Source organism: Gemmatirosa kalamazoonensis, from assembly GCF_000522985.1.
Lineage (GTDB): Bacteria > Gemmatimonadota > Gemmatimonadetes > Gemmatimonadales > Gemmatimonadaceae > Gemmatirosa > Gemmatirosa kalamazoonensis.
On sequence record NZ_CP007130.1, the window covers coordinates 926162 to 950068 of the forward strand.

The window sequence follows — 23907 nt, forward strand, 5'->3', positions numbered from 1 at the left end:
CGGTGCCTAACGCAGCCGGTCGGCGATCCGTCCCGCGATGCCCCGCGCGTCCGCGTCGTCCGCGTCGGTGAGCACGATCACCGTCGCGCGGCGCGCCGGCACGCGCACGAACGCCCCGCGGCGGCCGTCGTCCATCGCGTACGCCGCGAGGCGCCCGTTCGGCTCCGTGCGCCACCCCAGCTCCTCCCCCGGCAGCGGCGCGCCCGCCGACGCGGCCGTCGTGTCGGCGAAGACGCGCGCCGGGCTCTCCAGCGCGAGCGCGAGTCGATACAGCTCGTCCACGTTCGACTCGACGCGGCCGTCGATCGCGACGACGGTCTTGTGCGCGCCGATCGGCGTGAACACGCGCCGGTCGACGAGGCGCGGATACGGCGTACCGGCGCGCGCGGAGAGCAGCGCGGCGAGCCGCGCGCCGCCGTCGGGCACGCGCCGCGTGCCGGTGAGGTACTCGCGCACCGTGGCGCCGCCGGCGAGCGTGTCGTCGAGCGACAGCTTGCCGTCGCGCGCGAGCAGCCGTGCGGCGAGCCCGTGGAACACGTCCGCCATCTCGCCGAGCGGGATCTCGGGCACCGTGGTCGCCGGCATGTAGCGCGGGTGCGCGGCGACGCCGTATCCCTTGTCGACGAGCACGCGCCCGCCCTGCGCCACGAGCACCGTCGCCGCGCGGCCGCGCGCCGCGACCGGGGCGAGCAGCGAGTCGACGAACGCCTCGCTGATCGACGCACCGGCGATCGCGCGCCGCATCACGTGGCGCGCGCCGAGGTCGTAGCGGTCGCCCGGGTGCAGCGTGAGGAACGGCTTTCCCGCGTCCGTCGCGTCGCGTCCGCCGTACACGAACGCCTGCCCGCGTCCCACGATCTCCGCGGTGTCGCCGCGCACCACCCACGCGGTCCCCTCGTCCTCCGAGATGCCTAACAGATCGGGGTGGCGCGGGATCAGCGAGTCGGCGAGGTCGCGCAGCCGCTCGCGCGCCACGACGTGCTGGTCGATCGCCACGCCGCGCAGGAAGCCGAAGCCGGCCTCGTAGCCGGGCGCCATGACGACCGTGTTCCCCTCGCGCGCGCCGCGCAGCAGATAGCTCGCGAGGATCGACGCCCCGGCCGACGAGCCGCCGACCACGCCGCCGCGCGCGAGGACGTCGTGGAACGCGCGCTCCGTCTTCGTGCCGGCGTACGAGTCCACGAGGTGCCACTGCCGGCCGCCCTCGAACCACACGCCGCCCGCCTTCTTCAGCGGCGCGACGAAGCTGTCGGCGTCGGCGACGGTGCGGCTCACCGTGTGGAGCACGACCACGTTGCGCGCCCCCGCCGCCCGCAGCCCGCGCGTGCCGCGCCAGTCGGCCGGGTACACCGAGTCGCCGCCCGCTGTCGGCACGTCGACGATGAGCGCGTCGGGACCGCCGGCGAGCTCGATGAACCGGGCGTAGACCTCCGGGCCTAACGAGCCGCCGCCGACCACGATCACGGCGCCACGCGGCGGCCCGACCTTCGGGCTCTGGGCGACGGCGGGAGGAGCGGCGAGGACGAGCGCGAGTGCGGCGGCGACGACGATGCGAGGTGTCATGGTCCCGAACGTAAGGGGCTGACACCGGACCGGGGGAGGGGTGGGCGAGCGCGGTACGGCGCCGTGCCGCGCGGTGAGACGCCGTTCGCGCTTCATCGCGCCGTATCGTCGGCGCAGCATCGCCCGCGCCCTCACCGGCGCCGTTGAAGAGCGGCGAGGGCAGCGTCGAGGTACGGATCCCGCCCGGAGGCCGTATCCGCCGCCGTCCACGGCACCGCGATCGCCGGCGGCAGCCCGCGCCACTGGTACACGAAGCCGTCGGGCGTCGACTGCATCGACTGCGGCACGCGCAGCGTCCACCCGTCCGACAGCGTCATCGTGCGCGGGTTGCTTCCGAGGCCGAGCGTCGTGTCGCCGACCGTCGTGACGTGCGGCAGCGCGCGCATCATGAGCGTGAAGTCCTCTGCCGAGCTGCCGTCGAACCGATTCGTGACGAGCGCCACCGGCCCGGTGAAGCGGCGCGCGCCGGCCGGCGACAGCGACATCGACGACGCGGACCCGAAGTCGCCGTGGCCGGACCCGGAGCGGAAGCGCGTCACGCGGTAGACGCGCGTGCGGTCGTAGAAGCGCGCCGCGACGTCCTGGCCGATCCGCTCGTCGCCGCCGCCGTTGTCGCGGATGTCGACGACGATCGACGGCACGGCGCCGAGTCCCGCGAGCGCGTCGTCGATCTCGCCGCCCCAGCCGCTCCCGCCGAAGCTGCCGATGTAGACGTAGCCCGTGCCGTCCTGCAGTCGCGCGAAGTAGATCCGCCCCGAGCGCGTGGACCGGACCGGCTCGGCGAAGTAGCCGCGCCGCACGAGATCCGGCGCGAAGTGGTGCGCGTACGCGATCGGCGGCGGCCCGAAGACGCCGTACGGCGTCGCGAGATCGGCGTGGTAGTCGTTCAGCCGTCCGATCATCGCGCCGAGCAGCCGCGCGCGCTCGCGGTCGTCCGTCGCCGCACCGACGCTGTCGCGGTAGGCCGCGCCGAGCGCCGTCCAGTCGATGTGCCCGAGGTCGAAGAACGCGTAGTGGCGGTCGAACGCGTCCCACACCTCGTCGAACAGCGTGGCCGGGCGTGGTGACGTCGGCTCGCCTCGACAGCCGACGGCCAGGAGGAGGACGAGGAGGGCGCGGCGGGGGAGGGACATCGGCGGCGGGAGAGGGGGAGGCAGCGATCGCGTGACGCTCCCTGGACAGTCGGGGGCGCCGGATCCCCACACACCGGGTGCACGGCCGACTCAACGGCGAACCCGGCGGGTCCGTAAGGTCGGTGGGCAGGACGCCCCGGATCGTAGTTACCAGGGGGGCTCCCCCCCCTTCGCCCAAGGTTCGTCGCGCGCGCTCGCGCCGCGGTACCATTCCGACGCCGCTCGGCGCCACCCCGACGCACCGCCCACCCGCCCGACCCGCATGCTCCGAGGCCTCTCCGCCGCGCTCGCCCTCGCGTTAGGCACCCTCACGCTCGCCGCGGCGACGGCTGCCGCGCAGCAGCCGTACGACGTCGTCATCCGCCACGGCCGCGTCCTCGACGGCAGCGGCAACCCGTGGTTGTACGCCGACGTCGCCATCAAGGGCGACCGGGTCGTCGCCGTCGGGGACCTCCGGAACGCGCGCGCCGCGCGGACGATCGACGCCACCGGGCTCTACGTCGCGCCCGGCTTCATCGACGTGCACTCGCACGCGGGTCCCGGGCTCGCCACCGCGCAGCTCTCCGGCGGCGTGCCGCTGCTCGCCGAGGGGATCACCACCGTCATGGTGAATCCCGACGGCGGGGGGCCGGTGGATCTCGTGCAGCAGCGTGCCGCGCTCGAGGCGCAGCATCCGGGCGTCAACGTCGGCCAGCTCGTGCCGCACGGCTCCGTGCGCTCCGCCGTCCTCGGCATGCAGGACGTGAAGGCCGACTCCAACGCCATCGCGCGCATGCGTGCGCTAGTGAAGGCGGGGATGGACGCCGGTGCGTTCGGCCTCTCGAGCGGGCCGTTCTACGCGCCGGGCAGCTTCTCCAACACCGAAGAGCTGGTCGAGCTGTCGAAGGTCGTCGCGCCGTACGGCGGCGTGTACACGAGCCACATCCGCGACGAGTCCGACTACACCGTGGGCCTCTCGGCCGCGGTGGACGAGGTGATCCGCGTCGCGCACGAGGCGCGCGTGAAGGGGATCGTCACGCACATCAAGGCGTTGGGCCCGCACGTGTGGGGCATGTCGTCCAAGCTCGTGGCGCGCATCGACTCCGTGCGCGCGGCGGGCGACGAGGTGTTCGTCGACCAGTACCCGTACGAGGCGTCGGGCACGGGGCTCGTGCCGTCGCTCTTTCCGCGGTGGGTGGAGGTGGGCGGGCGCGACTCGCTGCGCGCTCGCCTCGCCGACATGTCGCTCCGGCCGCGGCTCGTGAAGGAGATGCGCGAGAATCTCGACCGGCGCGGCGGCGCGTCGCGGCTCCAGTTCCAGCGCTACGCGCCCGACCACTCGATCGAGGGGAAGACGCTGCAGCAGGTCGCCGACGAGCGGAAGCTGGATCCGATCGACGCGGCGATCGCGCTCGCCGCGAAGGGCGACGCCGGCATCACGTCGTTCAACATGGACGAAAAGGACATCGCCACGTTCATGCGCCAGACGTGGACGATGACGTGCTCCGACGGCGACCTGGTGCCGATGGGGCAGGGGGTGCCGCACCCGCGCGCGTACGGCACGTTCCCGCGGAAGATCCGGAAGTACGTCGTCGAGGAGAAGGTCATCCCGCTCGAGACGGCGATCCACTCCATGACCGGCCTCCCCGCCGCCGTCTTCCACGTCGCCGACCGCGGCACGCTCCGCGCCGGCGCGTTCGCCGACGTCGTCGTGTTCGACCTCGCGAAGGTGCGCGACAAGGCGACCTACACCGAGCCGCACCAGCTCTCCGAGGGAATGGTCTACGTCCTCGTGAACGGCAAGCTGGCCGTCGACGGCGGCAAGGTGACCGACGCGCGCGGCGGGCGCGTGTTGCGGCGCTGAGCAAATGCATCGACCGCCGAGGGCCGCAGAGCGCCGCAGAGCCTTTGCATTTGAACCACAGAGGACACGGAGGACAACCACTTTTATTGGTGTCCTCTGTGTCCTCTGTGTCCTCTGTGGTAAGAAGCCGTTGAAGTAGTTGTCGTTCTCTGCGGCCCTCTGCGGCCCTCTGCGGTTCAAACACACCGTGCACTCATGTCGTTAGTCCGCTACGCTCTCGCCTCCGCCGCCGCGCTGTCGCTCGGGACCGCTGCGCCCACGAACGTCAGGCACCGCCCGCCCGGCCCCCCGCCCGAGATCGCGAGCCACGTCGAGGTTCTCCGCACCGCGCACGGCGTCCCGCACATCCGCGCCGAGAACCTCGAGGCGGCCGGGTATGCGCTGGGCTACGTCATGAGCGAGGACTACGGCGCGCGCGTCGTGCTCGGCCTGCTGCGCGGGCGCGGCGAGAGCGCGCGCCTGTTCGGGCGCGACTCGCTCGAGGGCGACTTCTCCAACCGCATGTCGTACGCGCGCGCCGTCGCCGGGTGGCCCACGCTCGACGACGACACGCGCGCCGTCTACACCGGCTTCGCCGAGGGCGTCACGCGGTGGGCGGAGCTGCACCCCGAGGCGCTCCCCGCCGGCTTCGACGCGCGGTTCACCGGCTACGACGTGCTGTCGTACGAGGTGAACGTCGCCACGCCGGCGCAGGCGGCGCGCTTCCTCGCGCGCCTCGACCCGTCCGCCCGCCCGTTGGGCCGCCGCGCCGCGCAGCAGCCCGAGGGCGACCCGGTGGAGACCGAGCCGCTCGTCGGCTCCGACGCCGACGTCGGGTCGAACGCGTGGGCGCTCGCACCGAGCCGCACGAAGTCCAAGCGCGCCATCCTGCTGCGCAACCCGCACCTGCAGTGGAACGCCGGCTACTACGAGGCGCACGTCACGGTGCCGGGGAAGGTCGACTTCTACGGCGACTTCCGCGTCGGCTCCCCGTTCTCCGTCGTCGGCGGCTTCAATCGCGACCTCGGCTTCGCGACGACGAACAACGATCCGCTGCTGTCGCAGATCTACGCGCTCGACGCCGACACCGCGAAGGCCGACCACTACCTGCTCGACGGCGCGTCGCTCCCGCTCCAGCGCGAGGAGGTGACCGTGGAGTACGCCGACGGCCAGGCGATCGCCACCGAGACGCGCGGCATGTGGCGCACCACGCTGGGCCCCGTCGTCGCGCGGCAGAACGGCAAGATCTACGTCCTCCGCGCCGCCGGCGACGGCGACGTGCGCGGCGGCGAGCAGTTCCTGCGCATGATGCAGGCGCGCTCGCTCGACGAGTTCAAGACCGCCATGCGCATGCGCGCGCGCGCGTGACGTCGAACTTCACCTACGCCGACCGCGCGGGGAACATCTACTACGTGTGGAACGGCTCCGTCCCCGACCTGCCGCACCCCAGCGGCGGCGACTCGCTGGCCGTGCCGGCGCGCCGCACGTCGGACGTGTGGACGCGGCTCATTCCGTACGACTCGCTGCCGCAGATGCTGAACCCCAGGGGCGGCTACCTGCACAACGAGAACGACCCGCCGTACTACGCGAACATGCGGCAGCCGCTCGACTCCACGCGCTATCCGTCGTACATCTCGCGGCCGCGCCTCGGGCTCCGCAGCCAGCACGCCATCTCGCTGCTCGACAACGACCGCAAGTTCTCGCTCGAGGACGTCGTGAGGACGAAGCACTCGTATCGCATGCTGCTCGCCGAGCGCGTGCGCGACGACCTCGTGAAGGCCGTGCGGGCGAGCAACCCGAGCCCCGACGTCGCGCGCGCGATCGACGTGATCGCGAAGTGGGACGGCACGGTCGCGCCGGAGTCGAAGGGCGGCATGCTGTTCGAGACGTGGTGGCGCCGCTACACCGCTGGCACGCGCGCCGACACGATGTACGCCGAGCCGTGGACTCCGGCCCAGCCGACGGCGACGCCACGCGGCATCCGCTTCCTGCCGAGCGCGGTCGAGGCGTTCGCGTGGGCCACCACCGAGACGGCGCGCCGCTACGGCGCGGTCGACGTGGCGTGGGGCGACGTGCACCGCGTGCGCATGGGCAGCGGGCCTAACGCGGTCGACGTCCCCGTCGGCGGCTGCAGCGGCGACATCGGGTGCTTCCGCGTCCTCTCCTACCGCCAGGAGCCCGACGGGAAGCTCGCCGCCACGGTCGGCGACGGCTGGGTCCTCGCCGTGGAGTTCGGGAAGGACCAGCCGCGTGCGTACTCCGTGCTCGCGTACGGCGAGAGCTCGAGCGACGCGTCGCCGTTCCACAGCGACCAGGCGGCGATGTTCGCGCGCGGCGAGCTGAAGACCGTCGCGTGGCTGCCGAAGGACGTCGACGCGCAGACGGTGAAGCGCTACCGGCCGGGCACGGAACGGTAGCCGAGCGTCGGGCCGCCGTGCCGCGCGTCGCGTGGGCCACCGATCTGCACCTCGACCACGCCGACGCCGCGGCGCGCGCGCGGTTCGTCGACGAGGCGAGTGCGGCGGCACCCGACGCGCTGCTCCTCGCCGGCGACGTCGGCACGGCGTCGACCATCGGCGGCCACCTCGAGACGCTCGAGCGCGCGCTCGCCTGTCCGATCTGGCTCGTGCTCGGCAACCACGACTTCTACGGGTCGAGCATCGCCACGGTGCGCGCCGCGATGCTCGCACGCGGCGGCGCGGCGCGCTGGCTCCCCGCCGCGGGCGTCGTCTCGCTCAGCCCCACGACCGCGCTGCTCGGGCACGACGGGTGGGGCGACGCGCGCTGCGGCGACTACTGGGGCTCCAGCGTGCTGCTGAACGACTTCCGCTTCATCGAGGAGCTCGCGTGGCTCGACCGTGCGACGCTCTTCCCGCGTCTCCGCGCACTCGGCGACGAGGCCGCGCGCTACTTCGCGCGCCAGCTTCCCGCGGCGCTCGAGCGGCACGAGCGCGCGATCGTCGTCACGCACGTCCCGCCGTTCGCCGAGGCGGCGTGGCACGACGGGGGCATGTCGGACGCCGAGTGGCTTCCGTACTTCGCGTGCGGCGCGGCCGGCGAGGCGCTGCTCGAGGTCATGACCGCGCGCCCCGACCGCGAGGCGCTCGTCCTCTGCGGCCACACGCACGGCGCGGGCGAGCTGCAGCCGCTCCCGAACCTCCGCGTGCTCACCGGCGGCGCCGAGTACGGCGCGCCGCGCCTGCAGGGTGTGCTCGACGTGGCGTGAGTGCGCTCGGCACGGACCAAGCCGGCCGTCAGTCGATCCTCCGCGACAGCCAGTGGAGCACGTCGAGGCAGAACTGCTGGTCGTCGCTCCCGGGCACGTTCATCCCGCCGCGACCTCCGCAGCCGTGAACGCGGGCGTCGCGGGACCGTCGCTCCCGCTCGCGTTCGCGATCACGAGCACCGTAGCGCCCCGGAGCGACGCGTCGGTGAACCGCGCTCGACCCGGCTCGACGCGATAGCCGTCGTGGCGCAGCAGCGCGACGAACGGCGCGTAGCGGCCGGCGACCGTGTGGAAGTTGTGGTGCGCCTCGTCCAGGCGGACGATCGGGCCGGTCGCGCGATACGCGGGGCGCGCGACCGTGGCGTGGTACGCGGTGTCCGGACCCTGCTGCGCGCCGAGAGCGTTAGGCGCGCGGGACGAGAGCGCGATCAGCGCGGCGACGGCGAGGCGGCGGTCGGTCATCGATGGGGTGTCCCGCGGAGCCTCGGGGTCGGGCGCGGCCTGCTCGACGCTTCGCTCGTTCGCACTGGATGTGGCTCCGCTGCACACGCTCTCCAGCGCCCGACCCCGGCTCCCATCGGACCGCTCGTCTCGTGCGGCACACCATGCGCGCGCTCGCGTCGTTCCGCAAGCGCGCGCGCGGATCACGCCGCCGAGAGCCCCTCCACCGTCTTCGGCATGGACGCCGTGCGCTGCGCGATGACGACGCTTCCCGAGATCACGTCCGCGCCGCCCGACAGGTCGTCCAGACCGCCGCCGCGATACGCTTCCTCGCCGTGCTCGCTCCAGTCGAGGCCCGTGAGCTCGTCGGCGAGCGGCACGCGCAGACCGACCGTGGCCTTCAGCGCGACGACGATCGCCGCCGTGACCCCGCCGCAGAACAGCATCGTCGCGACGACCGCGATGGCCTGCACGCCGAGCTGTCCCGGATTGCCGGCGAGCAACCCATCGGCGCCGGCGGGGTTCACCGCCTTCGTCGCGAACACGCCGGTGAGGAGCGCGCCGACGATCCCCGCCACGCCGTGGCACGCGAACACGTCGAGTGCGTCGTCGAGCCGCGCGGAGAATCGTGACCGCAGCTGCATCGCGCCGTAGCTCGCGGCCGCGCCGATCGCGCCGACGGCGACCGCGGCGAGCGGCGTCACGAAGCCGGCCGCCGGCGTGATCGCGACGAGGCCGATCACGGCGCCCGTCGCCATGCCGACCGCCGTCGTGCGCTTCGTGCGGACGAGGTCGAGCAGCATCCACGCCGTCATGGCCGCGGCGGCGGCGGTGTGCGTGGCGACGAACGCGCTGCCGGCGAGCCCGTTGGCGGCGAGCGCGGAGCCCGCGTTGAAGCCGAACCAGCCGAACCAGAGCAGCCCCGCGCCGATGACGGTGAACGGCACGTTGTGCGGCACGAGCGTCGCGCGTCCCACGTCGCGCCGCCGGCCGAGCATGATCGCGCAGACGAGCGCCGACGTGCCCGCGCTGATGTGCACGACCGTGCCGCCGGCGAAGTCGAGCGCGCCGAGCGTGCGCAGCCAGCCGCCGGTGCCCCACACCCAGTGCGCGAGCGGGTCGTAGATCAGCGTCGTCCACGCGAGCACGAACAGCAGGTACGTCGGGAACTTCATCCGCTCCACGACCGCGCCCGAGATGAGCGCGACGGTGATCGCGGCGAACATGACCTGGAACATCGCGAACGCCGCGTGCGGGATCGTCGCCGCGTAGTCGCCGTTAGGCACCGCGCCGACGCCGGCGAAGCCCGCCCACTGCAGCCCGCCGACGAGCGAGCTGCCCGTGCCGAACGCGAGCGCGTAGCCGACGATCACCCACTGCACCGAGACGATGCCGAGTGGCGCCATGCTCATCGCGAGCGTGTTCAGCGAGTTCTTGCTGCGCACGAGCCCACCGTAGAACAGCGCGAGCCCGGGAAGCATGAGCATCACGAGCGCGGCCGAGGCGAGCACCCACGCGGTGTCGCCCGCCGAGATGGCGAGTGCTGGGGCACCGGGCTGCATCAGCCCACCTCGACTTCGACGTCGTGCTGGGCGCGGCGCTGCACCTCGTCGGCAGTCACCGGCGTGAGCGCCTCGACGTCGCGCTCGGCGGTGCGGATGCGGATGACCTGCTCCAGCGGCTGCACGAAGATCTTGCCGTCGCCGACCTCGCCGGTGCGCGCGGCGGAGAGGATGGCCTCGATGCACGGCTCCACGAACGGCTCGGAGCACGCCATCTCGATCTTCACCTTGTCGCGGAACTCGAGCACGAGCGACGAGCCGCGATAGTGCTCCACGAGCTCCTTCTCGCCCCCATGGCCGCTGACGCGGGAGAGCGTCATGCCGGTCACGCCGGCGCGGAAGAGGGCTTCCTTGACGGCGCGGAGGCGCTCGGGGCGCACGACGGCGGTGATGAGCTTCATGAGGATTGGCGGCAGAGGGTGTGGTCGGGTGCAGCCTCGTCGAGGGGACGATAGGCAGTGACCACCAGGGTGTCAAGCAATCCGCGCACCAATTGCAAAATTGCGTGCACACCTGTCCGTTGGTTGGGGCAAGATTCCGCTAGCTGCTCGCGAAAACGTGCAGAACTTGCACAAATCGTCGCACGCGACGACGAGCCTCACAGGGCCCGAAACGACGCCCGGCCCCGTCGCGGGGCGACGGGGCCGGGTGGGCGGAGCCGGTGGCGAGCGGCGCGGGTCTCGGCGGTGACCCTCAGCGCGCGCGTCGGGTCGTAATCACGATGACGCCGTTGGCGCCCCGCACGCCGTAGTACGAGGCCGCGGCGTCCTTCACGATCTCGATGCGCTGGACGTCGCGCGGCTCGATCCCGCGCAGGTCGGCCAGGGCGCGGGTCGCGCCGTCGATGATGACGAGCGGCTCGTTGCTCGACCCGAACGAGCTGGTGCCGCGGATCTGGATTGAATAACCGCTCCCCTGCTGGGTCACCGTGACGCCGGTGAACCGCGCCTGGATCATCTGCTCGACGCGGGTGAACCGCTTTCGCTCCTCGTCCGTGAAGTCGACCGCTTGCGTCGCCGAGCTGCGGCTCCGCTCCGCCCGCGCGCTCCGCGCCGAGTCCGCGCTCGCCACGCGTGCGCGCTCCGCCTCGAGGTCGGCCGAGTTGCGGCGCGCGCACGCGGCGGACACCGCGCACGTCGTGAGCGCGACGAGGGCGACGCGTACGCCGCGATCCACCGCTGGATGTGTCATGCTCGCGCCCCCGTGAGGTGGGGTTCCGCCATCGCCGCACCGGCCGCCCATAGTTAGGGCGCGGCCGCTCGGGCCGCTAGAGTGCAGTTGCACGTTTGTGCAGGAATGGACGTTTGACGACCGGCGCTACGCGTGCCAGCATATCGCCTGTTCGTGGAACGAAGTCGCGACCTATCACGGAGGAGGTCCGGATGTCCCCGACCGACCGCTCGACACGGTGGCGCACGACGATGTGCGCGCTCGTGCTCCTCGTCACGCCGCTCGCCGCCCAGGCGCAGAATGCGCAGAGTACCGGCACGATCAGCGGCACCGTGACCGACTCTGCGGGGACGCCCGTCGCGGGCGCCCGCGTCACCGTCGAGGGGACCGCGCTCGCGATCGGCTCCGGACAGACGGGCCGCTTCACGCTCGCCGGCGTTCCCACGGGCACCCGCGTCGTCAGCGCGCGCGTGCTCGGCTACCGTCCGCAGAACCAGACCGTCACCGTCACCGCCGGCGCCACGGCGACGGTGAACTTCCGCCTCGGCCGCGCGCCGGTGGAGCTCGCGACCATCGTCTCCACCGGCTACGCGACGCAGACGAAGGCGACGATGACCGGCGCCGCCGAAGTCGTCGGCGGCGAGGAGATCCAGAAGCGCCCGGTCGCGAACATCTCCAAGGGGCTGCAGGGCTTCATGCCCGGCGTCGTCGTGCGCGACTTCGGCGGGCGGCCCGGCAGCGACGGCGCGCAGATCCGGATCCGCGGCGCCGGCACGTTAGGCGACAACGGCGCGCTCATCCTCGTCGACGGCGTGGTGGGCGAGATCAACAACCTCGACCCGCTCGACATCGAGAGCGTGTCGGTGCTGAAGGACGCCGCGTCGGCCGCCATCTACGGCGCGCGCGCCGGCAACGGCGTCGTCATCATCAAGACGCGCCGCGGCCGCAACACGGGCAGCCTCAAGGTCACCTACGACGGCTACGCGGCGACGCAGGCGGCGCAGGACATGCCGCAGCGCGTCGACATCCGCACCGAGCTGAACGCGGTGAACCAGGTGTACGTCAACTCCGGCCAGGCGCCGAAGTACACCGCGGGCTACATCGACAGCACCGCGAACGGCCTCGACCCGATCAAGTACCCGAACACGAACTGGCTCAACCTGATCTACAAGAGCGCGCCGATGCAGGACCACACGGTGCGCGTCACGGGCGGCAACGACCTCGCGCAGCTCTCCCTCTCGGCGAACCATTTCGACCAGGAGGGGATCCTCACGACGGAGAACTTCTACCGCCGCACGACGCTGCGCGGCAACTCCGACTTCAACGTCACGAAGAAGCTCACCGCCGCCGCGGACCTCATGCTCATGGACGAGCACGTGGTGCGCCCGCGCGGCGAGGGCGACGCGCAGTTCCGCGCGCTGCACGACACGCCGCCGACGTCGCTCGCGTTCTACCCCGACGGCTCGTACAGCTGGTCGAAGAGCGCGTTCAATCCGGTCGCGCTGCTCCGCGAGCAGGGGAACGTGAACTCGCGCTGGCGCACCGCGTCGCTCAACACCCGCGCCGTCTACGACTGGAAGAACGGCCTCAAGGTGAGCGGCTACTTCACGGGCGACAACAAGGACAACCGCGACCTCGACTTCCGGCCCGCGTACCGCTTCGTCGACGAGGCCACGCCCACCGTGGCGCGCATGGAGAACGTGCGCAACGTCTCGCGCGACACGCGCAACAACGACTACAACATCGAGGTCCAGGCGACGGGCGAGTACGAGCGGATGTTCGGCTCGCACCAGACGCACCTGCTCGTCGGCTACGACCAGCGCCAGAGCGATCACGACGACGTGTTCGCCGAGCGCCAGGGCGCGTACAACAACGACCTGCAGCTGCCCGGGCAGGGCGACGCGTCGTTCCAGAACACCGGCAGCAACGCGCGGACGTCGCGCCTCGTCGGCATCTTCGGCCGCTTCAACTACAACTGGAACAACCGGTACCTGTTCGAGGCGAACCTCCGCCGCGACGGCTCGTCGCGCTTCGGCCCGAACAAGAAGTACGGCACGTTCCCGTCGTTCTCCGCCGCGTGGCGCCTCTCCGAGGAGCCGATGCTGCGCGGCCGCCTCGGCTTCATCGACGACCTCAAGCTGCGCGGCTCGTGGGGCCGGCTCGGCAACGACCGCATCGGCGACTACCTGTTCCAGCAGACCATCAACCTCAACTCGGGCAACTACACGTTCAACAACGCGCTCGCCTCCGGCGCGACGCCGGGACGCATCGCGAACCCCGACATCGGGTGGGAGACGACCGAGCAGACGAACGGCGGCGTCGACATGGAGCTGCTGCGCAACCGCCTCTCCATCACGGGCGACGTCTACCGCAAGATCACGACGGGCATCCTGCTGCAGATCCCGATCTCGTCGCTCGTCGGCGCGACGGCCCCGACGCAGAACGCCGGCGCGGTGAGCAACGTCGGCTGGGAGACGGGGATCAACTGGCGCGACCACATCAGCGCGCTGAACTACCAGATCGGCGTCAACCTGTCCGACAACAAGAACCGCATCACCGAGCTGCCGGGCGGTGACCAGATCGGGAGCGGCACGATCCGCCGGGTCGGCGAGCCGATCGACGCGATCTTCGGCATCCGCGCCGTGGGCATCTTCCGCGACTCGGCGGAGCTGAAGTCGTGGGCGACGCAGGTGCCGGGGAAGACGGGGCCCGGGGACCTCAAGTACCAGGACCAGAACGGCGACGGCAAGATCGACGGCAACGACCGCATCGTCATCGGCGATCCGTTCCCGCACTACATCTGGGGCGCGAACCTCTCGGCGCAGTTCAAGCGCCTCGACGTGAGCCTGCTGTTCCAGGGCGTCGGCAAGCAGGACGCGTACATGGACGGCGCGCTCATCGAGGGGCCGACGTGGGAGAACTTCTTCCCCGAGTATCTGCGCGACAGCTGGACCCCGCAGAACCTCGACGCGAAGTTCCCGCGCTTCGTGTTCCGCTCGGACCACAACCACAACGCGCCGGGCCGCAACTCGTGGTGGGTGCGCGACGCGCGCTACGCGGCGCTGAAGAACGTGAACGTGGGCTACACGCTGCCTAACGGTCTGGTGCACCGCGCCGGCCTCGGGAGCGCGCGCTTCTACGTCGCCGGCACGAACGTCTACACGTGGTCGAAGATGAAGGGGCTCCTCCCGGCGGAGCTCAACCCGAGCTCCTCGCGCGGCACGTACTACTACCAGACGCGCAACTGGAGCATCGGCACGAGCCTCAGCATGTGACGGCGCGCGACCATACGCGCCACCGCACACGGGCCCACCTTCATCTCGAGATTCCGATGACTTCCAGACTCCGCCTCCTGCTGGCCTGCGCGGCCGCTCTGCCGATCGCGCTCGCCGGCTGCAAGCCCGACAAGCTGCTCGACGTCGTGTCGCCGACCACCGTGTCGGACGACATCTTCTGGTCGCAGGAGAACGACGCGGTCATCTTCCTGAACGGCACGTACAGCGCGCTCCCGTCGTGGATCACCGTCATCGAGCTCGACGGCCTCACCGACGACGGCACGACGAACCGCCAGTTCGACGACCGCTACGTGTACTCCGACGGATCGTTCGATCCGCAGAAGCCCTATTCGCGCAACCACTGGAACAACTTCTACAACGGCGTCGCCCGCGCGAACGCGCTGATCGCGAACATCGACCGCATCCCGGCGGGTCGCATCGACCCGGCGCGCAAGGCGCGGTACGTGGCCGAGGCGAAGTTCCTGCGCGGCGTGTTCTACCTGCAGCTCGTGAGCATGTTCGGCGATGTGCCGATGCCGCTCACGCCGCTCACCGACGCCGAGGCGCGGAAGATGACCAACACGCCGGCGGCGAAGATCTACGACCAGGTCCTCGCCGACCTCGACGCCGCCGCGGCCGTGCTGCCGACGACGTACACCGGCGCCGACGTCGGTCGCGCGACGAAGGGCGCGGCACTCGCGTTCAAGGCGCGCGCCGCGCTGTACGCCGGCCGCTACCAGATCGCCGCCGACGCCGCGAAGGCGGTCATGGATCTCGGCATCTACCGGCTGAACGCCGACTACGGGCAGCTCTTCCTGTACGCCGGCGAGAACAGCCCCGAGATCATCTTCGCGCACAAGTACTCGAAGACGGCGCAGGCGGCGGGGCAGAACAACAACATCTTCGGCGAGTTCGGCCCGCCGTCGAACTCCGCCAGCGCCCACATGGTGCCGATCCGCAACCTGGTCGACTCGTACCAGATGACGGACGGCAAGTCGATCAAGGACTCGCCGCTGTACAACCCGGCGCCGGACAAGATGTACCTCAACCGCGACCCGCGTCTCGCCGCGACGATCCTGTTCCCCGGCGCGTCGTGGGACGGCCGCACGTTCGACTCGCGGCCGAAGCCGCTCTCCACGCAGCCCGAGGCGATCGACCTGCAGAACGAGAACACGTCGGTGACCGGCTACTACATCCGCAAGTGGATCGACCTCACCGACAAGACCGACCGCGGCAACGGGGGCATCGACGTGAGCCTGATGCGCTATGCCGACGTGCTGCTGATGTACGCCGAAGCGAAGCTCGAGGCGGGGCAGCCCGACGCGTCGGCGCTCGCCGCGCTGAACCAGGTGCGCGCGCGCGTGAGCATGCCCCCGGTGGCCGCGCTCACCCGTGACGCGGTGCGCTACGAGCGCCGTGCCGAGCTCGCGTTCGAGGGGCTGCGCCTGTTCGACATCCGCCGCTGGAAGATCGCCGAGCAGGTGATGCCGACGCCCGTCGTGACGGGGATCGACTACATCGACGCGAGCGGCCAGCTCCGCACCGCCACCGTCCCCGCCTCCGCCCGCGCGTTCCCGCAGCGCGACTACCTGTGGCCGATCCCGCAGGCGGAGCTCGATCTCAATCAGAACCTGAAGCAGAACCCCGGCTTCTGACGAAGCGCGAGGGCAGGAGGGCAGGAGGGCAGGAGAGGTTCGGACTCTCCTGCCCTCCTGCCCTCCTGCCCTCCTGCCCTCCGCGTCAGCGGATCCGGTGCGTCGTGACGACGATCACGCCGTTGCCGCCGCGGACGCCGTAGAGGCTCGCCGCGGCGTCCTTCAGGACCTCGATGCGGACGACGTCCTTCGGGTTGACGCTCGAGAGATCGCTCACGCTGTTCATCGTCGCGCCGTCCACGATGAGCAGCGGCTCGGTGCCCGAGTTGAACGACTCCGCGCCGCGGATGTGGATGTGGTAGCCGGCGCCGTTCGCCGACACCTCGACGCCGGAGAACTTCGCCTGGATCATCTGCTCCACGCGCGTGAAGCGGTCGCGGTCCGCGTCGGTGATGTCCACCGCCTGCAGCCCCGAGCTCACGCGCCGCTTCGCGGCCTCGCCGCGGAGGGAGTCGAGCTGACCGGCGGTCGCCACCTGCGGGTCCGTGCGCGAGGCCGCGCCGTGGGCACAGGCCACGCCGGTCGAGAGGATGCCCGCGCAGGCCGCGAGCCGGAGGGACCGGTGCAATTCAGAGTGTCGCATGCTGGCTCCCGTCGCATCGAGGTGTTCCCATCGCGCGGACCGCATCGCCCACATAGGTAGGTCGCGGACGCACCGGGCGCCAGCGCGAACGTCGGGACAGATTCCTGGGATGCGACAGACCCCGGAGTCACGCTCGGCGGACTCGTGCGACATCTCGCCGGCCGCGCGGTCATGACCGACGCCGATCGCCCCACGCGCCCCGCGCTCCCCGCGCGGCGCGCGCGCGGCGCGTGGCTCGCGCTCGCGCTGCTGACGCTCGCGAACGTGTCGGGGTTCGTGGACCGGCAGGTGCTGAGCCTTCTCGTGGAGCCGATCCGCCACGACCTCTCGCTCACCGACACCCAGGTGAGCCTGCTCATGGGCCTCGGCTTCGTCGTCGTGTCGTCGACGCTCGCGCTGCCAATGGGACGCGTCGCGGACACGCGCAGCCGCCGCGGGCTGCTCGCCGCCGGCGCCGCGGCGTGGAGCCTCGCCACGACGCTGACCGGGCTGGCGCGCGGCTACGGGCAGCTGCTCGTCGCGCGCATGGCGGTCGGCGCGGGCGAGGCGGCGCTGCAACCGGGCGCGATCTCGCTGCTCGCCGACCTGTTCCCGCCGGCGCAGCTCGGGCGCGCGATGAGCGTCTACACGTTAGGCACGTTCCTCGGCTCGGGCATCGCGTACGTGCTCGGCGCGTGGGGGATCGCGTTCGCCGCCGAGCACCTCGCGACGTGGCCGGTGCTCGGCGCGGTGCGGCCGTGGCAGAGCGTGTACCTGCTCGTCGGGCTCGTGAGCTTCGTCGTCGCGCCGCTCCTGCTGCTCGTGCGGGAGCCGCCGCGCCGCGAGACGGCGCGCGTGCCGGTGCGCGCGGTGGCGGCGTACGTGCGCGCGCACGCCGACGCCGTGGTGCCGCTCAGCCTCGGCTTCGCGTGCTCGGCGGCGGTGAACTACGGCATCGCCGGATGGCTCGCGACGTTCTTCGTGCGCACGCACGGGTGGAGCGCGGCGCGCGCCGGCGTGCTGCAGGGCTCCCTCACGATGACCGTGGGCGTGCTCGGCGCGCTCGGCGGCGGGTGGCTCTCCGACCGGCTCGTGCGACGCGGGCGCGTCGACGGGCCGCTGCTCGTCGGCGTCGTCGGCGCGTTAGGCATGCTGGTGTGCGCCGGCGCCTACCCGCTGCTCGCGTCGGCGACGGCGGCCGCGGTGCTGCTCGTGCCGGTGAACGTGTTCGCGGCGCTGCCGTGGGGGCCCGCGAACGCGGCGATGGCGGAGCTGATGCCGGAGCGCATGCGCGGCCAGGGTGCCGCGCTCATGCTGCTCGTGGTGAACCTCGTCTCCGGCGCGTTAGGCCCGACCGCCGTGGCGCTGGCGACCGACCGGCTGTTCGGCGGCGCCGCGGGGCTGCGCTACGCGCTGTCGACCGTGTCCGTGGTGGGCATGCTGCTCGCCGCAGGGCTGCTGCTCGCCGCACGCGGGCCGTTCCGGCGCACCGTGCGCGGCGCGTGACCTTGAGGGCCGTAGAGCACATCGATGGGGCGAGGTGCCAGGCGAGTACTCTGGGGATCCACGTGCGATTGAAAAGATCTCGCGATCCTCTTCATCGCCGTTGGATCCCCAGGGTACTCGTCTATCCCTCGAACCTGTCGAAGAGACCGTCAACTGCCATTGACCACGGAGGGCACAGAGCACACAGAGGAGAACCCTTCAAGAGAAGAAGTTGGTTTCCTCCGTGCCCTCTGTGCCCTCTGTGTTTCAATTCAAAGAGAGCAGTCCTCTGCGGCCCTCTGCGTCCTCTGTGGTTCATTGACGAGCAATGTCCGCTCAGGCGTCGCGCGGCGCGCGCAGCACGCTCGTCACGGCCTGCAGCAGCGCCTCGCCGGTGAACGGCTTCTCGACGAAGCCGTCCGCCGGTTCCACCGCGCCGCGGTCGACGTAGCCGGAGAGGTACACCACCGGCAGCGCGGGGCGGTCGGCGCGGATCTGCGCGACGAGCTCGCGGCCACCCATCTCCGGCATGCGCAGGTCCGTCACGCAGCACACGATGTCCGCGCCGTGCTCGCGCCAGACGAGCAGCGCGTCCGCCCCGTGGCGCGCCTCGAGCACCGCGAAGCCGTGTCGCTCCAGCACGCGCCGCGTCGTCAGCCGTACCGATGCCTCGTCCTCCACGACGAGCACCGTGCCGCGGCCGCGCGGCAGCGACGTGCCGCCGCCGCGCTCCGCCGCGGCCACGCGTCCACCCTGATACGGCAGCAGGATCGTGAACGTCGCGCCGGCGCCCGGCTCGCTGTCGACGTGCACCGCGCCACCGGCCTGCGTGACGATGCCGTACACCGTGGCGAGGCCGAGCCCCGTGCCGGCGCCGACCGCCTTCGTCGTGAAGAACGGCTCGAAGATGTGCGCGCGCGTCGTCGCGTCCATGCCGTGGCCGGTGTCCGAGACCGTCAGGCGCACGTAGCGTCCCGGTCCCGGCGTCCAGCCCTGCGCCTCGCGCGGCGAGAGGCGCACCACGTCGGTCACGAGGGTGAGCGTGCCGCCGGTGCCGGCGCGCCCGTGCGCCGTGGTCAGCATCGCGTCGCGCGCGTTCACGGCGAGGTTGAGGAGCACCTGCTCGAGCTGCCCGCGGTCGGCGCGCACGACGGCCGGCCGCTCGGCGAGCGTCGTCGCGAACGCGATCTCCTCGCCGAGCACGCGGCGCAGCAGCGCCTCCGCGCCGCGCACGACGTCGTTCACGTCGATCTCCTCCGACTGCACCACCTGCTTGCGGCTGAACGCGAGCAGCTGGCGCACGAGCGCCCGCGCGCGCTCCGCCGCCTGCGCGACCTGCGCGAGATCCTCCTGCGCCTGGTGGTCGGGATCGATGTCGTTGCGCGCGAACTCCAGGTTCCCGTTGATGACGGTGAGCAGGTTGTTGAAGTCGTGCGCGACGCCGCCGGCGAGCTGCCCGACGGCCTCCATCTTCTGCGCCTGCCGCAGCTGCGCTTCGAGCCGCACGCGCTCGGAGACGTCGATCAGCACCACCACGCCGCCGACGATGCGGCCTTCCGCATCGCGCACCGGCTCGGCCGCGCTCAGCACCGTCGCGCTGCCGCCGTCGAGGCGCTCCAGCTCCAGCTCGCGCGGCGGCGTGGACTCGCCGCGCAGGGCACGCGTGAGCGCGCGCTCGTCGTCCGTGAGCGGACGATTGCTGCCGCGCAGGCGGGCGCGGTAGCGGCCGTAGCCGTCGACGTGCTCCGCCGTGACGTCGCCGCCCCACAGCGCACGCGCCTGCCGCGTCGCGCGCACGATGCGTCCGTCGGCGTCGGCGAAGATGACGCCCGCCGGGAGCGCCTCGAGCACCGCCTCGAGCCGCGCGCGCTCCACGTCGGCCGCGGAGCGCGCCCGCGCTTCGGCCTCCTCCGCCTCGCGACGCGCGGTGATGTCCTCCACGGTGCCGAGCGAGCTCTCGGGCTCTCCCGCGGCGTTGCGCAGCAACACCATGTGCCCGCGGATCCAGCGCGTGCGGCCGTCGGGGAGCACGATCTGGTACTCGCTCGAGAACTGCGCGCCCGCCGCGAACGCCGCGATGCCGTCGCGGCGGAGGCGCGATGCCTCCTCCGGCGTCATGCGCGTGAGCCAGCCGTTGCCTAACGCGGCCTCGCCGCGGAGCTCCCAGATCTCCTCGTAGCGCGGGTTCGCGTAGAGCACGCGCCCGTCCGCGTCGCCGAGGAAGATCCCGACGGGGGCCGCCGCGGCGAGCTGACGGAAGCGCGCATCGTTCGCGCGCCGCTCGGCCTCGGCGTGCTTCTCCGCCGTGACGTCGGCGACGATCGCGATCATGCCGGTGGGCCGGCCGTCGGCGTCGCGCTGCCGGCGCAGCGTGGAGTGCACCCACCGTACGGTGCCGTCGGCGCGGCGCAGCCGGTACTCCGACGTCGTCTCGTCCGCCTCGCCGGCGAGGAACGCGTGCGCGTCGCGCTCGGCCGCCGCGAGGTCGGCGGGGTGCATCGCGGCGCGCCACGTCGCGTCGGTGATCTGCTCCAGGTCGATGCCGAGGATCTCGGCGAACCGCTCGTTGCGGTAGAGCGCGTTCCCGGTCGCGTCGAGCAGCGCGATGCCGGCCGGCGCCGCCGCGGCGAGCGTGCGGAACCGCGTCTCGCTCTCGCGCAGCCGCTCGGCGTCGGCGTGGCGGTCGCTGACGTCGTGCGTCACGCTGAGCGCGGCGACGACGTTGCCGGCGTCGTCGCGCAGCGGTGCGGCCCGCGTCTCGACGCGGCGCGTGTGTCCGCCGAGCGTCACGATCTCGAGCTCCGCGCGCGCCGCCGTTCCGCCGAACACGCTGGCCAGCACGCGACGCAACGCGCCGCGATGCCGCGGCACGACGATCTGCTCCACGGGGCAGCCGATCACCGCGTCGCGCGACGGCGCCTCGAGCATCGCGAGCCCCGCGCCGTTCATGTCGAGCAGCGTGCCGTCGCGCGCGACGACCTTGATGCACTCCGGCACCGTGTCGAGCACCGCGTGCAGGTAGCGCGTGCCCTCGACCCCGGCCGCCGCGTCGCTCCACGGCTCGCCGTCGAGCAGCAGCAGCGCGCCCTCGGGGCTCGGCACCACCCGACCGGGCACCGGCTCGCTCACGGTCGTCGCGCGCTGCGTCGCGACGGCGGCGGCGATCGCGTCGTGCAGCACATCCGCCGCCGGCAGCACGTCGGCGAGCGAGCGCCCCACGAGCGCCACGTCGCCGAGTCCGAGCAGCGCGGCGGCGTCGTGGGTGGCGTGAGTGCAGCGGCCGCTGCGATCGAGAACCAGGAATGCGGGAGCCGCGGGGGCGTGCGGCTCGGCGGACGGCGAGACGCGGACGGGCGAGGCAGTCATTGAGTCGGGACGGCGGACGGCGGGCGCAGGCGCGGCGCCCACCGGAAGATATTCACGCCACCCCGCCTGACCGTCGAGCCCGGCTCGATCAGTGCCAGAACAGCCGCCGGATCCCGGTCGCGCCCCGCCGCCGGATGCGCCACCAGATCACGATGCCGGTGAGCGACAGCACCGCGAGCGCGAGCCCCCACCCCATCGCGACCACCAGTCCGCCGTCGCCGAACGCCTCGCCGCTGTGCAGCCGGTACAGGAACGGCTTGTCGGCGTAGTCCTCCACCGACACGAGCGCGCCGGTGCGCGCGTTCACGACGAACTGCCGGTCCTCGCCGCCGCCGCGCTTGCCGGTGAACACCGCCACCGTCGGCGCGGGGCCCTTGAACTGCACGATCACCTTGTCCACCGGCGCGTCCGGGCTCTGCGCGGCGACGGTGGCGAGCGCCCGTCCGACGCTCGCCGTCCACTCGGCGGCCGCGCTGGCCGTCGACACGGGGCTCGTGACCGTGCGCAGCTGCTCGCGCAGCGCCTCGTCCTCGCCAAAGAACTCGGTGCCGGCGACGACCACGCCGGTGAGCGCGGACCAGAGCAGGAACACGGCGGCGGGAAAGCCGATCCACCGGTGCCACCGGCGCCAGAACGCGACGCTGCGGCGGCTGGGGGGCAGGTGCTCGCCGGGAGCGCGCGGTGTGGTCGGCGTCGAGAGTGTCATTCGTCGGGAGGAAGGAAGAGCGGCGGCCCGCAGTATCGTGCGGGGGTCGCCCGCGGTCTACCCCGCGCCCATTCTTCGCTTCACATGCCGCGCTCCGGATCCACCTCATCGACCGCCCCGACCCAACGCGCCACCGATCGCGCCACCGACCGCCGCCACGCGCGGCAGGACGAGATGCTGGCCGCCGTCGACGTCGGGCTGTGGTACTGCGACCTCCCGTTCGACGAGCTGCAGTGGGATCGCACCGTGAAGGAGCACTTCTGGCTGGCGCCGGACGCGCGCGTGACGATCGACACGTTCTACGAGCGGCTGCACGTCGACGACCGCGAGCGCACGCGCGAGGCGATCGAGCGGTCCATCGCGACCCACGCGCCGTACGACATCGAGTACCGCACCGTGGCGCCCATCGACTCCCCCCGCGCGGGCGAGGTGCGCTGGTTGCGCGCGATCGGCAACACGTTCTACGACGACGCCGACCGCCCGATCCGCTTCGACGGCGTGACGGTGGACGTGACGGCGCAGAAGCACGCCGCGGAGGCGCTGCGCGACGCCGAGCAGCGGCTGCGCGAGGAGGCGCACCTCGTCGAGACGCTGCACCGGATCGGCGCGGGGCTCGCCATCGAGTTCGACGTCGACCGCATCGTGCAGACGGTGACCGACGAGTCCACGCGGCTCACCGGCGCGCAGTTCGGCGCGTTCTTCTACAACGTGCTGAACGAGAAGGGCGAGTCGTACATGCTCTACACGATCAGCGGCGTGCCGCGCGACCACTTCTCGAAGTTCCCGATGCCGCGCAACACGCACGTGTTCGATCCGACGTTCAAGGGCCTCGGCACCGTGCGGTCGGACGACATCACGAAGGACCCGCGCTACGGCCAGAACCCGCCGTACCACGGCAAGCCGAAGGGGCACCTGCCGGTCGTGAGCTATCTCGCGGTGCCGGTGAAGTCGCACGACGGGACCGTGATCGGGGGCCTGTTCTACGGCCACGCCGAGCCGGGGATGTTCAGCGAGCGGCACGAGCGGCTCGTCGAGGGGATCGCGGGATGGGCGGCGCTCGCCATGGACAACGCGCGGCTGTTCGCGGCGCAGCGGCGCGCGCGCGCCGAGGCGGAGGACGCGCGCGCCGAGGCGGAGCAGGCGAACCGCGCGAAGAGCGACTTCCTCGCCGCCATGAGCCACGACCTGCGCACGCCGCTGAACGCGATCGGCGGCTACGCACAGCTCGTGGAGCTCGGCGTGCACGGTCCCGTGACCGACCAGCAGCGCGAGGCGCTGTCGCGGCTGCGTCGCGCGCAGGAGCACCTCCTGACGCTCATCAACGACATCCTGAACTTCGCGCAGATCGAGGCCGGCAAGCTGTCGCTCGTGATCGGCGACGTGGACGTCGCGACGCTGCTCGAGGAGCTGCAGACGTTCATCGAGCCGCAGGCCGCGGCGCGCGGGCTGACGTTCCGGTGCGAGCACGGGCCCGCGGCGGCGGTGCACGCCGACCGCGAGCGCGCCGCGCAGGTGGTGCTCAACCTCCTCACGAACGCGGTGAAGTTCACGGAGCCCGGCGGCGCGGTGCGCGTGCTCTGGCGCGCCGACGGCGACGCCGTGCGCATCTCCGTCGCCGACACGGGGCGCGGCATCTCGGCCGACCGGCTGGAGTCGATCTTCGACCCGTTCGTGCAGGCCGCGGCGAAGGTCAGCGAGCGCACGCAGGGCGTCGGCCTCGGGCTGGCGATCAGCCGCGACCTCGCGCGCGCGATGGGTGGCGACCTCACGGTCGACAGCGAGGTCGGCGTCGGGAGCACGTTCACGTTGACGCTGCCGCGGGCGGCTCTTTGAATTGAAACGCAGAGGGCCGCAGAGAACATCAACAGCAATACCTGGGGATGAAAGGATCCCAGGATCCTAGGAATCCTTTCATCCCCAGATCTTTTGCCGTTCGAAGAG

General features: G+C 72.1%; 15 protein-coding genes and 1 pseudogene. 7 read left to right on the forward strand and 9 right to left on the reverse strand.

What is annotated here, in order from left to right; genetic code table 11:
* Positions 1-6: 6 nt before the first annotated feature.
* Together J421_RS31455 and J421_RS31460 are read right to left on the reverse strand one after the other, a co-directional pair.
* Positions 7-1563 carry a Type 1 glutamine amidotransferase-like domain-containing protein gene (locus J421_RS31455; RefSeq protein WP_025415109.1) on the reverse strand — a complete coding sequence of 519 codons (1557 nt, stop codon included), beginning with the start codon at positions 1561-1563 and terminating at the stop codon, positions 7-9.
* 131 nt (positions 1564-1694) lie between these two features.
* Positions 1695-2696, reverse strand: coding sequence for a S41 family peptidase (locus J421_RS31460; RefSeq protein WP_025415110.1), 1002 nt, complete (start codon positions 2694-2696; stop codon positions 1695-1697).
* A 262-nt stretch (positions 2697-2958) separates the two neighbouring features.
* Here J421_RS31460 and J421_RS31465 point away from each other — a divergent pair, with 262 nt between their 5' ends.
* From J421_RS31465 to J421_RS31480, 3 genes and pseudogenes are all read left to right on the forward strand, one after another.
* The gene (locus J421_RS31465) at positions 2959-4539 is read left to right on the forward strand and encodes an N-acyl-D-amino-acid deacylase family protein (protein ID WP_025415111.1); all 1581 of its coding nucleotides are present in this window, start codon (positions 2959-2961) and stop codon (positions 4537-4539) included.
* A gap of 195 nt (positions 4540-4734) precedes the next feature.
* A pseudogene (locus J421_RS34865) lies at positions 4735-6935 on the forward strand (penicillin acylase family protein).
* 17 nt (positions 6936-6952) lie between these two features.
* Complete coding sequence (locus J421_RS31480; RefSeq protein WP_025415114.1) at positions 6953-7744, forward strand: metallophosphoesterase; 792 nt, start codon at positions 6953-6955, stop codon at positions 7742-7744.
* A gap of 99 nt (positions 7745-7843) precedes the next feature.
* On the opposite strand, the gene J421_RS31485 is transcribed toward J421_RS31480, so the two are convergent.
* The 4 genes from J421_RS31485 to J421_RS31500 all read right to left on the reverse strand — a co-directional run bounded on the left by J421_RS31485 (position 7844) and on the right by J421_RS31500 (position 10938).
* On the reverse strand, positions 7844-8206 hold the full coding sequence (locus J421_RS31485; protein ID WP_025415115.1) for a hypothetical protein: 363 nt from the start codon (positions 8204-8206) through the stop codon (positions 7844-7846).
* 182 nt (positions 8207-8388) lie between these two features.
* Positions 8389-9747, reverse strand: coding sequence for an ammonium transporter (locus J421_RS31490; protein ID WP_025415116.1), 1359 nt, complete (start codon positions 9745-9747; stop codon positions 8389-8391).
* Entirely contained in the window at positions 9747-10148 is a 402-nt protein-coding gene (locus J421_RS31495; protein ID WP_025415117.1) for a P-II family nitrogen regulator, read from the reverse strand. The genes J421_RS31490 and J421_RS31495 overlap by 1 nt, the downstream gene beginning before the upstream one ends.
* A 292-nt stretch (positions 10149-10440) precedes the next feature.
* Complete coding sequence (locus tag J421_RS31500; protein WP_158509015.1) at positions 10441-10938, reverse strand: TonB-dependent receptor plug domain-containing protein; 498 nt, start codon at positions 10936-10938, stop codon at positions 10441-10443.
* Between the two features lie 191 nt (positions 10939-11129).
* On the opposite strand from J421_RS31500, the gene J421_RS31505 reads away from it, so the two are divergent.
* Both J421_RS31505 and J421_RS31510 read left to right on the forward strand, forming a co-directional pair.
* On the forward strand, positions 11130-14192 hold the full coding sequence (locus J421_RS31505; protein ID WP_025415119.1) for a SusC/RagA family TonB-linked outer membrane protein: 3063 nt from the start codon (positions 11130-11132) through the stop codon (positions 14190-14192).
* A gap of 56 nt (positions 14193-14248) precedes the next feature.
* Positions 14249-15847 (forward strand): RagB/SusD family nutrient uptake outer membrane protein, encoded by a 1599-nt coding sequence (locus tag J421_RS31510; protein ID WP_025415120.1) that lies wholly within the window; start codon positions 14249-14251, stop codon positions 15845-15847.
* An 85-nt stretch (positions 15848-15932) separates the two neighbouring features.
* On the opposite strand, the gene J421_RS31515 is transcribed toward J421_RS31510, so the two are convergent.
* Positions 15933-16322: a TonB-dependent receptor plug domain-containing protein gene (locus tag J421_RS31515; protein ID WP_158509016.1), complete on the reverse strand. Its 390-nt coding sequence runs from the start codon at positions 16320-16322 to the stop codon at positions 15933-15935.
* Between the two features lie 252 nt (positions 16323-16574).
* Between J421_RS31515 and J421_RS31520 the strand changes: the two genes are divergently transcribed.
* On the forward strand, positions 16575-17915 hold the full coding sequence (locus J421_RS31520; RefSeq protein ID WP_025415122.1) for an MFS transporter: 1341 nt from the start codon (positions 16575-16577) through the stop codon (positions 17913-17915).
* 315 nt (positions 17916-18230) lie between these two features.
* Here J421_RS31520 and J421_RS31525 read toward each other — a convergent pair whose 3' ends face one another.
* Positions 18231-21260: a hybrid sensor histidine kinase/response regulator gene (locus J421_RS31525; RefSeq protein ID WP_025415123.1), complete on the reverse strand. Its 3030-nt coding sequence runs from the start codon at positions 21258-21260 to the stop codon at positions 18231-18233.
* An 88-nt stretch (positions 21261-21348) separates the two neighbouring features.
* Entirely contained in the window at positions 21349-21966 is a 618-nt protein-coding gene (locus J421_RS31530) for a PepSY-associated TM helix domain-containing protein (protein WP_025415124.1), read from the reverse strand.
* A gap of 84 nt (positions 21967-22050) precedes the next feature.
* Between J421_RS31530 and J421_RS31535 the strand changes: the two genes are divergently transcribed.
* A complete protein-coding gene (locus J421_RS31535) occupies positions 22051-23799 on the forward strand; it encodes a sensor histidine kinase (RefSeq protein ID WP_104023574.1) in 1749 nt (582 codons plus the stop codon).
* The last annotated feature ends 108 nt before the right edge of the window (positions 23800-23907 follow it).